Source organism: Pseudoalteromonas phenolica (genome assembly GCF_044788725.1).
GTDB classification, from domain to species: Bacteria; Pseudomonadota; Gammaproteobacteria; order Enterobacterales; family Alteromonadaceae; genus Pseudoalteromonas; species Pseudoalteromonas phenolica_C.
The window spans coordinates 852,322-865,677 of record NZ_CP173161.1 but is presented as its reverse complement, the minus strand read 5'-3'; the positions used below and the strand labels follow the sequence as shown (position 1 = coordinate 865,677).

General features: G+C 41.0%; 10 protein-coding genes. 5 read left to right on the top strand and 5 right to left on the bottom strand.

Annotated elements, in window-relative coordinates; all coding sequences use genetic code 11:
* Window positions 1-78 precede the first annotated feature (78 nt).
* Window positions 79-1,758 (top strand): Zn-dependent hydrolase, encoded by a 1,680-nt coding sequence (locus ACH784_RS04090; RefSeq protein WP_404393744.1) that lies wholly within the window; start codon window positions 79-81, stop codon window positions 1,756-1,758.
* Window positions 1,759-1,789: 31 nt separating this feature from the next.
* Here ACH784_RS04090 and ACH784_RS04085 read toward each other — a convergent pair whose 3' ends face one another.
* Window positions 1,790-2,185 carry an HIT domain-containing protein gene (locus ACH784_RS04085; protein WP_404393743.1) on the bottom strand — a complete coding sequence of 132 codons (396 nt, stop codon included), beginning with the start codon at window positions 2,183-2,185 and terminating at the stop codon, window positions 1,790-1,792.
* A gap of 129 nt (window positions 2,186-2,314) precedes the next feature.
* Here ACH784_RS04085 and ACH784_RS04080 point away from each other — a divergent pair, with 129 nt between their 5' ends.
* A complete protein-coding gene (locus ACH784_RS04080) occupies window positions 2,315-4,516 on the top strand; it encodes a DPP IV N-terminal domain-containing protein (RefSeq protein WP_404395177.1) in 2,202 nt (733 codons plus the stop codon).
* A gap of 143 nt (window positions 4,517-4,659) precedes the next feature.
* Window positions 4,660-5,115 carry a HugZ family protein gene (locus ACH784_RS04075; RefSeq protein WP_404393742.1) on the top strand — a complete coding sequence of 152 codons (456 nt, stop codon included), beginning with the start codon at window positions 4,660-4,662 and terminating at the stop codon, window positions 5,113-5,115.
* A 49-nt stretch (window positions 5,116-5,164) separates the two neighbouring features.
* Here the strand turns inward: ACH784_RS04075 and ACH784_RS04070 are convergent, their stop codons facing one another.
* Both ACH784_RS04070 and ACH784_RS04065 read right to left on the bottom strand, forming a co-directional pair.
* The gene (locus ACH784_RS04070) at window positions 5,165-6,940 is read right to left on the bottom strand and encodes an ATP-binding protein (protein ID WP_404393741.1); all 1,776 of its coding nucleotides are present in this window, start codon (window positions 6,938-6,940) and stop codon (window positions 5,165-5,167) included.
* 64 nt (window positions 6,941-7,004) lie between these two features.
* A complete protein-coding gene (locus tag ACH784_RS04065; protein WP_404393740.1) occupies window positions 7,005-7,652 on the bottom strand; it encodes a glutathione S-transferase family protein in 648 nt (215 codons plus the stop codon).
* Between the two features lie 320 nt (window positions 7,653-7,972).
* On the opposite strand from ACH784_RS04065, the gene ACH784_RS04060 reads away from it, so the two are divergent.
* Window positions 7,973-8,827 (top strand): LysR family transcriptional regulator, encoded by an 855-nt coding sequence (locus ACH784_RS04060; RefSeq protein ID WP_404393739.1) that lies wholly within the window; start codon window positions 7,973-7,975, stop codon window positions 8,825-8,827.
* 149 nt (window positions 8,828-8,976) lie between these two features.
* The gene (locus tag ACH784_RS04055; RefSeq protein ID WP_404393737.1) at window positions 8,977-9,573 is read left to right on the top strand and encodes a porin family protein; all 597 of its coding nucleotides are present in this window, start codon (window positions 8,977-8,979) and stop codon (window positions 9,571-9,573) included.
* A 61-nt stretch (window positions 9,574-9,634) separates the two neighbouring features.
* On the opposite strand, the gene uvrB is transcribed toward ACH784_RS04055, so the two are convergent.
* Window positions 9,635-11,641 carry an excinuclease ABC subunit UvrB gene (gene uvrB / locus ACH784_RS04050; protein WP_404393735.1) on the bottom strand — a complete coding sequence of 669 codons (2,007 nt, stop codon included), beginning with the start codon at window positions 11,639-11,641 and terminating at the stop codon, window positions 9,635-9,637.
* Window positions 11,634-13,016: an MATE family efflux transporter gene (locus ACH784_RS04045; RefSeq protein ID WP_404393733.1), complete on the bottom strand. Its 1,383-nt coding sequence runs from the start codon at window positions 13,014-13,016 to the stop codon at window positions 11,634-11,636. Before ACH784_RS04045 ends, uvrB begins: the two co-directional genes overlap by 8 nt.
* Window positions 13,017-13,356: the final 340 nt, after the last annotated feature.

Here is a 13,356-nt window from a genome sequence, read left to right as displayed (position 1 = left end):
AGTCTTATAAAAGTGCCTTTAGCAACTTTTATCTCATAACAATAAAAAATTTCACACATCAAGAAACTGAGAATAATCATGAAACTAAACAAAATCAGCCAAGCAATTGTTATTGCTTCTACTCTAGCGCTCACTGCCTGCTCTCAGCCTGAAAACAACACCAATGCAGCTTCAAAGGTAGAAACAGAAAGTGGTTACCAACTAAAAGATACTGACACTGCACGTTTAGATATTTATACCCAAGTGACTTTGAACACAGACTTATCGCATTTGAGTAAAAATCAAAAAGCCATGCTAGGTAAACTGATCGATGCATCAAAAATTATGGATGACTTATTTTGGCTGCAGAGCTTTCAAATGGATAAGCAAGCTTTCTTAAGCCAAATCTCTGACGAAAAGGTACGCCAGTTCGCTGATATTAACTACGGACCTTGGGACAGACTTAATGGCGACAAAGTATTTTTAACTGGTTTTGAAGAAAAGCCTGCAGGCGCCCAGTTTTACCCTGAAGATATAACCAAAGACGAGTTAAACAACGCAGAAGTTAAAGATAAAGCAGGTTTATATTCTGTCATCAAACGTGATCCGCAAGGCAACCTTTATAGTGCCGCATACACTGAAGTGTTTGAAAAAGAATTAAATGAAGCTGCTAAGCTACTTCGTGAAGCAAGCCAACTGGCTGATAACAAAGAGTTTGCAAACTATCTAAACTTACGCGCAGATGCACTCATCAACAACAGCTATCAGCCATCTGATTTTGCTTGGATGGATATGAAAAGCAACCCAATTGATGTAGTGATAGGCCCAATCGAAACCTATGAAGACCAATTATTTGGTTACCGTGCCGCTTTTGAATCTTATGTACTCGTAAAAGATTTAGCCTGGAGCGAACGTTTAGCTAAGTTTGCCGCCTTCTTACCTGAGCTGCAAACAGGCTTACCAGTGGCTAATGAATACAAACAAGAAGTACCAGGCTCTGACGCCGACTTAAACGCATACGATGTGATTTACTATGCAGGTCACTCTAACGCGGGCAGTAAAACTATTGCTATTAACCTACCAAACGATGAGCAAGTACAGCTAGAAAAAGGCACTCGTCGTTTACAGCTTAAAAATGCGATGCGTGCTAAGTTCGATAAAATCTTGATGCCAATTGCCGATGAGTTAATCGTCCCTGAACAGCGTAAACACATCACCTTCGATGCATTTTTTGCCAACACCATGTTTCATGAAGTGGCGCACGGTTTAGGTATTAAAAACACCATTACAGGTAAAGGCACGGTACGTCAGTCTCTACAAGAGCATGCAAGTGCGTTAGAAGAAGGCAAAGCCGATATTCTTGGTTTATACATGGTAGAACAGCTACTTAAAAAAGGTGAGATCACCGAGGGCACGCTAGAAGATTACTACGTCACCTTTATGGCGGGTATTTTCCGCTCTGTGCGTTTTGGTGCCTCAAGCGCCCATGGTAAAGCCAACATGATCCGCTTTAACTATTTCAAAGAACAAGGCGCTTTCTCGAAAAATGCACAAGGTTTATATCAAGTTAATATGGATAAAATGGCCACAGCCATTGCTAACCTTTCAAACCTGATCTTAACCCTACAAGGTGATGGTGATTACAATAAAGTATCTGAGCTTATCGATACGCATGGTGATATTAAAGCGGAGCTGCAAGCTGACTTAGATAAGCTTGCTGCTGCAAATATTCCAGTAGATGTGACGTTCAAACAAGGTAAAGCGGTTTTAGGTCTTTAATTTCATTGTTGTAGATAAAACAAAAAAGCGCTTATAACTTAAGCGCTTTTTTTAATTCAGCAATTTGCTCATCGGCGTAAGGCTTTGCAGGGTGAAGCCCCCACACTGGTTTTGGCCAAGCAATATCGTGGGTAAAGCGGGCAATATGGTGAACGTGTAACTGCGGGACCATATTACCAAGTGCTGCAACATTGAGCTTATCTGGGCTAAATACCGCTTGTAATGTGCGGCTTAGCTGTGCCGACTCTTGCCAAAACTGGGCTTGCAGTTTGTCATCTAAATCAATAATTTCACGACAGCCTTCAATACGAGGGACTAGAATAAACCAAGGGTACTGACTGTCGTTCATCAGTAGCACTTTACAAAGTGACCAATCGGCCAGTTCAATACAATCTCGCTGTAATTCAGGCGCTAATTCAAATGCCATGATTAAAATCCTCTTCAAATTATATCGCTCACTTTATCCTAATAAATTGCCAATGCCCATGCTTGGGGCTACCATCGCCCTACTTTAAATAACTAACAAGGTGATTTTGTGCGCATTACATTCAAATCAATGGCGCTAAGCTTACCGTTAATGGCCGCTGCAACCACAGCTGTTGCTCAACCATTAACCCTTGAGCGTATTTTTGATGATCCAGGCTTGGCTGGTAAAGCCCCTGTGCAACTTAAGTTTTCTCCAGACGGCAGTCGAGTTACTTACCTGCAAGGTAAAGTGGATGACTACAACCGTTATGATTTATGGGAATACAACTTAAAAGACAACACTAATCGCCTATTAGTTGACTCTCAAGCCCTTTTCTCAGGCCCTGAAACTTTATCAGACGAAGAAAAAGCACGTCGTGAACGCCAGCGTATTTTTGGTCGTGGTATTTTAGAATACAAATGGTCAACAGATGGTAAAGCATTACTTTTCCCTCTTAATGGCGACTTGTACTACTACCAAATTGCATCGGGCAAAAGCCGAAAGCTAACTAATACTGAAGCATTTGAGACTGATGCGCGTTTCTCGCCAAAAGGTAACTTTGTTTCGTTCATTCGTGAGCAAAACCTGTATGCCTTAGAGTTAAGCTCAGGTAAAGAAATTCAATTGAGCAAAGACGGTGGCGGCACCATTAAAAATGGTATGGCTGAATTCGTAGCGCAAGAAGAAATGAGCCGTATGACGGGTTACTGGTGGTCAGGTGATGAGAGCAAGATTGCTTTCACCCGCATCGACGAAAGCCCAGTACAAGAAGCCATTCGTAACGAAATCTATGCTGACGAAGTAAAGCTATTCAACCAACGTTATCCGTTTACGGGCACACCTAACGTAGAAATTGAACTGGGTGTGGTCAAGCTGAACGACCAAAAAGTAGATTGGATTGACCTTGGCGAAGACAAAGATATTTATATTGCTCGCGCTAAATGGTTAAAAGACAATAAAACACTGTCTTACCAATGGCAAAATCGCTCTCAGCAGAAACTTGAATTACGTTTCTACGACAGCAAGCGCAAAACACAAAAAGTGGCACTGACTGAAACCAGCGATACGTGGATTAACTTACACTTTGACCTTCGCTTCTTAAAAGACAAAAAGCATTTTGTTTGGGCGTCAGAGCGCGATGGCTTTAAGCACCTTTACTTATATCGCACAGACGGCACGCTTATTCGCCAAATCACAAAAGGTGATTGGATCGTTGAAAGCATTAAAGCAATCGATGAGAAAAAAGGCATTGTTTACTTCTCTGGTCGTAAAGATACGCCATTAGAAAGCCACCTTTACAGCGTACCGCTATTCAAAAAAGGTCATATCACGCGCATCACTCAACCAGGTAGCTTCCACAGTGTAGTTGTTGCAAAAGACGCGAAAACCTTTATCGATAAGAGCTCATCAGTAAACAAACCAAGTTCAGTTGCTTTACGTAAAGTAAACGGTGATTTCATCACTTGGTTAGAAGAAAACAAGCTAGATGACAAACACCCACTGACACCTTACCTAAGCAACTTAGTTGAGCCCGAGTACGGCACACTAAAAGCAGAAGACGGTCAGCTAATGCACTACCGTATCTTCAAACCTGCGAACATGGAAAAAGGTAAGAAGCACCCTGTTATGGTTAACGTTTACGGTGGTCCACACGCACAACGTGTAACTAATAGCTGGCGTAGCAAAAACTTATATTTTCAATACATGGCACAACAAGGTTATGTGATCTTCCAATTAGATAACCGTGGTTCTTACAACCGTGGTAAAAAGTTTGAAGATCCTATCTACAAGTACCTAGGCGAAGTTGAAGTACAAGATCAGATCCGCGGTGTTGAGTTCTTGCGCACACTAGATTATGTTGATGCAAACCGCATCGGTATCTATGGTCACAGTTACGGTGGTTACATGGCGCTTATGACCATGTTCAAAGCAGGCGACTACTTCCAAGCAGGTGTTTCTGGCGCACCCGTAACTGATTGGGCACTGTATGACACACACTACACTGAGCGTTATTTAGGTCACCCTGCGACAAATGCAAAAGGCTACGAAATGAGTGCGGTATTCCCGTATGCCGATGGCCTAAAAGGTCCACTGATGATCTATCACGGTATGGCCGACGACAACGTATTATTTACACACGCAACTAAGCTATTTAAGCAACTGCAAGACGATGCTAAGCCATTCGAAATGATGACTTACCCAGGATCTAAGCACAGCTTGCGTGGTAAAAAAGTACAAACACACTTACATCAGACGATCACAAACTTCTTTAATCGTCACTTCAACATGTAAGCGATGTGGTATTAATCACAACTTATCTAAGCCGTCACTCATGTGGCGGCTTTTTTATGCGCTAAGTCATTCGCTACTGTGCATTGCCCTATTAATATAAAAAGAATATAAAGGAAAATATAAATATAAAATGAAGAGACCCTATGCGCCAACAAGCCCTAATAGAAGCCAAGCAACTACTCGCCAAAGCTAAGATGGCAGTGCTCTCTACTCATTCAAATACTTTGCCAGGCTTTCCGTTTGGCTCAACAGTACAATTTTTTGCTAATACCCAGGGGCAAGTCTATTTATTCATTAGCGATATTGCCCAACACGCTAAAAATTTAACCCATGACAACAAATTATCTTTAACCGTTTTCGAGCAGCAAGATAGTGAAGACCCACAAATGTCGCGCTTAACACTCGTCGCTGAGGCCACTAAATTTGAGCGTGATGATAGTGAGGATTTAATCACCCAATTTGTAGAACACTTTCCAAGTAGCGAGCAATATAAAGATCTAACCGACTTTCATATTTGGGAATTGAATATGGTCAGAGCCCGATTTATTGCGGGCTTTGGCAAAATATTTTGGTTAGAGCAAACAGAGTGGAATTCCTAGAATGAATACTTTTGAACACATGAGCAGTTTATTTAGTTAATCTTTAAACTTACTTGTGTTTACTACGATATGTGGATAATGCTTTATATAGTTGGCTTTGCTCAATAGGTTTACCAACCACGTCATCAAATCCAGTTTCTTGATAACTTTTGATGTCATCTTTCATAACATTTGCAGTCAATGCAATGACTGGTTGCGCTACCGATGTTTCTCTTATCCGTTTGCACGCCTGTATACCATCCATAATAGGCATTTGAATATCCATCAAGATAAGATCAGGTTTACTTTGCCTAAATGAATCAACCGCATCTTGGCCATTTTCTACAAATATAAGCTCTGCCTTAGTGCCTAATAACATGGCTTTTATTACCATGGTATTAACACTATTATCTTCAGCAACTAGAATAGTGTGACCACTTAGATCTGGAACTAGGCAATTACTATTATTCTCCTTCGGCTTAGGCGTCTCGCTTTTTTTCAGGGGCAAGAAAACTTGAACGGTTGTTCCTTCACCTTCAATACTGTGAGCCGAAATCGTTCCCTTCATTAAATCGACGAGGTTTTGTGTAATTGCCATACCAAGCCCAGTTCCCCCAAACTTACGAGTTATACTATTATCCGCTTGAGTAAAACGCTTAAACAAAGTGTTTAATGCTGTTTTTGACATTCCAATACCTGAATCAATAACCTTTATTTCAACCCCTTGCTCCTCTTCATCTTGCACACTATTAATTTTTACATGAACACCTCCACTGCTTGTAAACTTAACCGCATTTGACGTCAAGTTAAGAACAACTTGTCGTATTCTTATCGGATCACCTAACCAAGCTGCTTTGGCATTCTGGGAAATGTCTATTTTTAAGAAAATTGACTTACTCTGAGCTACCGCAGACATGTCATCATAAACAGCGTCGGCGATGGTATCGAACGTAAACTCAACGTTTTCAATCGTTAATTTCTGAGCTTCAATTTTTGAAAAGTCTAAAATGTCATTTATGATAGAAAGTAAAAAACGGCATGAGAATAAAGCTTTCGAAGTGATTTTTTTATTTTGCTCAATTTTCAAATTATCTTGCAGAACTTGTAAAGATCCCATAATACCATTCAATGGCGTTCTTATTTCGTGGCTCATATTTGCGAGGAAATTAGATTTTGCTTTCGAGCCTTCTAGTGCCCTTTCAAGTAATTTAAATTCTTTCTTCTTAGCTCGAACAAGTTTGAAAAAGTAAACGCCCAAGATAAGAATAAATAAACCTACACTCAACAAATGCACAACAAAGGCAAGTCGAAAATACTCATTCACTTCATCGCTAGCTTGCTTTAATCGACTACGAGCTTGCGAATCAAATTTTACCAGAGCTGCCAATGCTGGGGTATCATCCACTTTTACAACTGCATCTATCTCTTCACTGGTTTTGTGTTTTGCAATTAAATCCAACGCGACATAAAAATTATTTTCGTATTCTTGGACAACTTTTTCTAAATCATCCAATGATTTATCATTATATTGTTTATAATTTCTCAACTGAGCAAGTATCGACTTAATCTCTGTCAGTGATTCTTCAACTTTCTTTTGATATCTGCCGGGATTTTTTCTGAGAACTAGATTTTTAAGGTTGTGGATAAACCCACCATACCCTAATTGCTGCACCAATCTATCATGCAAAGAATAGACAGTAGTCGCTTCATCTAGATAATCATGCCACTGGTCATTCACCAACTTATAAAAAAACACCGAAACCCAAGTTAAAAACAAACCCAAAAATATAACAATACTTGTATAAGCAATTAACTTTTTGAATTTGTTATCTATTGAATGGATCACAAGGCTTTTCTTACAGTTACTCAAGTAAAATAAGTTAAGTCCAACTAGTCGAAAAAAACAATATTTAACTTATCTCCTCTCCAGCCTCATCCATTTCCACCCACTCAGTTTCTTCAAGTGCTGCTTTAACCCATTTTTGCAAGGCTGGGCAATCCAGTACTTGCTGCATATAGGCGGTTGCCGACTCATTAAGCTCAATGCCATAAGTCTGAAAACGCAACACCACTGGCACATACATGGCATCCACGATAGACCAATCACCAAATAACCAGCCTTGATGCTGCTCGTATTGCTCAGTGAATATTTGCTCAATACGTTGAATATCGCGCTGCGCTTGTTCACTTAAGACAATTTGGCGCTTAGCACGGATATTCATTGGCATTTCATTACGTAAAGCGTTAAACCCTGCATGCATTTCAGAGGCAAGCGCTCTTGCTTTTGCCCTTTGACTTATTTCACTCGGCCAACCGTCCCCTGATAAATAAGTTTCACTTATATACTCACAGATTGCGAGAGACTCCCATACAAGGCTATCGCCATCTACCAAACACGGGACTTTCGCTGTAGGCGTGATATTTTTAAGCGTGCTAAAAAATTCAGGCGTTTCTAAATTGAGCTTAGTCTCTTCAAAATTAACACCTGATTTTTCTAGCATAAGCCAGGCTCTTAATGACCAAGTCGAGTAGTTTTTATTAGCGATATATAGCTGCATATATGATTTCCTTGTTAACTGCTGTATCGTGGTTTAACGTCAATGAAAATAACCTGAGCTCAGGTTAATACATCTATCTCCAGCGGCTATTTTCAACGCTAACTGCGTTGAATTTACTTACAATAGGCCAGCTATTGATGCGTAAATTCGCCTTGTTATCCCTAAAAATTTCCGGCTGCAGATTTGAAAAAACATTTACTAATTCAATATCAGTAAGATTAATAAATCTCTTAACCGAAGCTCAGGTTAAGTATTTTTATAAACCTTGACTAACTGATTATTCTTATACAACCTATAAGAAATTCGAATAGGTACTCACAATGGATATTGACGCGCTGCGCAGCTTTTTAGCTTTTATAGAAACAGGCAGTTTTACCCGCGCTGCAAAACAGGTGCATCGCACCCAAGCTGCAGTGAGTATGCAGATGAAAAAGCTCGAAGAAGATGTCGGTAAATGCCTATTTGAAAAACAAGGTCGATTATTAACCCTAAGCCAAGATGGTCGCCAGTTTAGTCACTATGCTAAGCAGCTATTGCAGCTCCATGATGAAACTTTGCAGACGATGCGTCACAGCACGAGCAATACACTGCTCAGACTGGGTTGCCCAGATGATTATGCCGACAACCTTTTACCTGAGCTGATCCAGCACCTACATGCGCAATTCAATAATCTAGACTTAAGAATCACCTGTTTACCAAGTTTTAAAATCAAACAATTATTGGATGCGGGCGATTTAGACCTTGGGCTTATTACCCGCTCTCCTGACTCTGAAGAAGGTCAGCTCATATACCAAGACAAAGGGGTGTGGGTGTATAACCCTGAGCACACGGCTCACCTTAAACCACCTTTGCCGATTGCAGTATTTCAACCAGATTGTCGCTTTCACCAAGGTGCCATTGAAGGACTCATGAAAGCAAAAACTCCTTTTCAAGTCGTCGCGAGTTGTAGCAGCCTTGCGGCTTTACTGGGTTTGATAAAACAAGGTGTCGCCATCGGTGCAATCGCAAATATATCTACCGCAGACTATAGCGTGTTAAGTAACGCTGAGTTACCCACTTTACCCGGTGCTAATATCGCTTTGATCCGCAGTCAAAGTCTGCGTAACCCTATTTCTCAAGAGATTTATGAGCAGCTAAGTCAGACTATGAGAACGTTTGCTATAAATTCGCTATAAATATAAGAAAATGACATATCTACACATCTTATCTGACACTTTTTCACATTCTCATACATTCCGCCTACAACCGCTGACATTCCTCCAACAGACTCTAACAAGCTTGCGCTCTACTATGAGCACATCAAAACCAAACAGGAATGTTCATCATGAAAACTCGCGCACTATTATTAATGGCTTTACTATCATCAACGGCTTTAATGGGCCAAGCTCAAGCTTCTGAAGAAAAACACAAAGTTGGTATTCAACTTTCTGGTGGTGGTGCAGAATATAAAGGTTCAAGTAAAGACGGCGACGGTGTAGGCCAAGCGTACCTTTACTATAACTACCAGTTTTCACCAATGTTAGCTTTAGAAGTCGGTTTAAACGGCGGCAGTGAAGCTGACGACTGGCAATGTACAGAAGAAAACGACAATAAATTTACGTGTAAAAACAACGACAAGCCACTATTTAACTTAGATGCGAATAAATTAGAGTACGGTAACCTAGTCGTTGCAGGTAAAGGTGAGTACTACCTAACAAAAAACAATAGCCTTTATGCTAAATTAGGTGCGAACTTCTACGACTATGAAATTAAACAAAACAGCAAAGTGCTAAACTCAGATGATGGCATTGGCTTATTTGCAGAACTTGGCTGGGAATATGACTTTAACAATGGTCTCGGTATCAATGCATCATATCAGTTCATGGATATGGGTGATTTAGATACTTATACACTAGGTGTAGGTTTAAGTTATCGCTTTTAATCAAAAGTAATAAAGGTCTGCAATTGCAGACCTTTATTATTTGAAGTTACTTAATTAAACGCTAAGCATCGATCAATTGCTGCTGTAATTGGTGGATTTCATCACGTAACTTGGCCGCTTTTTCAAACTCTAGCTCTCTAGCATGATGCATCATTTGTGTTTCAAGTGCGCTGATCTGCTCTGCAATTTGTTTCGGATCTAGATAACCTGCTTTAGGCTCTGCCACTTTTGCAGATACCGGTGAGCTTGAAGACTCATCGACACTTTCACCGACATCCATCACATCCGTGATCTTCTTATTCAGTGCTGTTGGTACTATGCCGTGTTTTTCATTGTAAGCTTGCTGAATTGCTCGACGGCGCTCAGTTTCTTCGATGGCCTTTTTCATCGACTTGGTGATCACATCACCATATAAAATTGCTTTACCATTTAAGTGACGCGCCGCTCGACCAATTGTTTGTATTAAAGAGCGTGCAGAGCGTAAGAAACCTTCTTTGTCTGCATCCAGAATTGCAACCAACGACACTTCTGGCATATCGAGACCTTCTCGAAGTAAGTTAATGCCCACTAGCACATCAAATACTCCCTTACGTAAATCGCGGATGATTTCCATACGCTCAACGGTATCAATGTCCGAGTGTAAATAACGCACTTTCACATCATGGTCATTCAGGTAGTCAGTTAAGTCTTCAGCCATACGCTTAGTTAATGTGGTTACCAAGACGCGCTCTTTCTTCTCAACACGTTTATAAATCTCAGAGAGTAAGTCGTCCACTTGTGACCCAACTGGGCGTACTTCTAATTCAGGATCAAGTAAGCCCGTCGGACGAATAACCTGCTCAGCCACGTCGCCATTTGATTTCTCTAATTCGTAATCACCGGGTGTCGCTGATACATAAATAGTCTGTGGTGAAATTGCTTCAAACTCATCGAATTTTAGCGGTCGGTTGTCCATAGCCGATGGCAAACGGAACCCGTATTCAACTAAGTTTTCTTTGCGGCTTCTATCTCCTTTATACATGGCGCCCACTTGAGAAACGGTCACATGAGATTCATCGATGATCATTAACGCGTCATCAGGTAAATAATCGAGTAACGTTGGAGGCGGCTCGCCCGGCGCACGACCAGAAAGATAGCGGCTATAGTTTTCGATACCCGAGCAATAACCAAGTTCGGTCATCATTTCAATATCATATTGCGTTCGCTGAGCAACTCGCTGTTCTTCAACTAAGCGATTCTCATCGAGAAGGCGCTTTCTTCTATCTCTTAGCTCATCTTTTATTTTTTCAATGGCATCTAAGATTTTCTCACGAGGAGTAACATAGTGGGTTTTCGGATAGATAGTTGCACGAACGATGTGTTTTTCAATGGCTCCCGTAAGCGGATCAAATAAGCTCAAACGCTCGATCTCATCATCGAACATTTCAACTCGCACACCAATATCATCCGATTCTGCAGGGAAGATATCGATCACCTCCCCTCTTACACGATAAGTACCCCGACTAAAATCAATGTCGTTACGAGTATATTGCAGCTCAGCCAGCTTTCTTAGGATGTCGCGCTGATCAACCGTGTCACCGACTTTCAGCAGTAACATCATCTGCATATAAGAATCAGGATCACCAAGGCCATAAATTGCCGACACAGACGCAACAATGATGGTATCGCGCCTTTCTAATAAGGCTTTGGTTGCAGATAAACGCATTTGTTCAATGTGTTCATTTATCGAGGCATCTTTTTCTATAAAGGTGTCACTTGCCACCACATAAGCTTCAGGCTGATAGTAGTCATAATATGAAACAAAGTACTCTACTGCATTTTCAGGAAAGAACTCTTTCATCTCACCATATAGCTGTGCCGCCAAGGTTTTATTGTGAGCAAGAATAATGGTCGGGCGATTCAGGTTGCTGATTATATTCGCCATGGTAAAGGTTTTACCCGTACCCGTTGCACCCAATAAAGTTTGGTGTGCAAGGCCCGCTTCTAAACCATCGCACAATTGCGCGATAGCCGTTGGCTGATCCCCATTTGGTGAAAATTCAGAGTGAAGTTTAAATACATCAGTCATGTTTTAATTCCTGCTCAGGCACAGATTGCATACGGTTTAAGCTCGCGCAGAACCAATTGTACGCGACAATGGCTGTGACCAAATTACCGATTGCAGCACCAATAAATAACCCTTTCAGACCTGCTAAATGCGATCCTAAATAAGCGAATGGTACGAAAAATACAAACAACCTGATCACGCTCAGTAACAAGGCATTCATTGGTTTATGAAGGGCATTAAATGATGAATTACTTAAGATGATCACCCCTTGAAAGCCGTAGCTCAATGGCATGATATAAATAAACAGCTCAATGATACGCTGAACTTCTTTTTCAGCACCAAAGGTTTGACTAATTAAGCCTGAGCAAAGGAGTAACACGATATAAATAGCAAACTGCCAAATCATTACGAACTTTAATGTGGTTTTATAGGCTTCTGTCACGCGTTGGTAATTCTGCGCCCCGTAATTTTGACTGACAAAAGGCGGCAATGTCATCGACAATGCAAGCACCACTAAACTCGCGATAGATTCAAGTCGGCTACCGACCCCAAAAGCTGCAACCGCTTCAGGCCCGTAAGTTGCGACAATCGCTGTCATAACAGCCATGGCGATAGGTGTCAGCATATTTGCGCCTGCTGCAGGAAAACCAATTTTTAAAATTTTCTTCACCGCCTGCATAACACCCTGCTCTCCAGGACACACGCTTAACAAGCGCTTTTTCACTGCAAGTAAATAAAGAATGATAGCCACAGCGACAGACCAAGCGATGACACTGGCAATCGCAGCCCCTTGAACACCAAGCTCAGGAAATGGGCCAATACCAAAAATGAGCAAAGGGTCGAGGATTGCATTAATCAGACCCGCAGCGCCCATAATAATGCTTGGCGTTTTCGTATCGCCACTGGCACGTAATACTGAGTTACCTATCATCGGGGTGATTAAGAACACACTGCCCAAGAACCAAATAGACATATAGTCATAGATATGTGGCATTACTTCAGCGTGAGCGCCAAGTAGTTTGAAAATCGGCTCTATCATTAAAAAACCAAATAAAGACAATAAGAACACCATAACTGCTGATAGTAAGAGTGCAATGGTGGCATCAAACTTGGCCTCTTCTACTTTATTGGCACCGAGCGCTCTGGCAATCACCGCGGATGTGCCTATACCCAGACCAATGGCTAGACTGATCACGGTAAAAGTAACAGGAAAGGTAAAACTGACCGCGGCAAGCTCTTCGGTACCTAACATACTAATAAAGAAGGTATCGACTAGATTGAACATCATCAGTGTGATCATGCCAAATATCATTGGAATGGTCATACGTTTGAGTGTGGACGGGATATCCCCTTCTAGAATGTCATTGGAGACCTTAGACTGCTGCGCTGATGTCATATTAAATAGAAACCTTAAGATAAGCCCGACCAGTGGATTGAGCATTCTAGATCATCATGAAAACTAAACCCAGAGGATCATGATCATTTATCAACATTAAATAAAATTCCAACCCTGAGATCTTCGCTTTTTACACATCAAGACCAAGATATGCACCAAAAAAGCACAAAAACTCATATCATAAGCACTTACTAACCTGTCGCATTAGTAGCCAATGAGATTTTTTTGCACAAGTATGACGCTTATTTGACTATAAAAAACACTACAGTGAATAAAAACCAACCAAACCAGAGCAAAAAACGGCAACCATATGATTTATAAGTAATAAAAAAATTTAGCA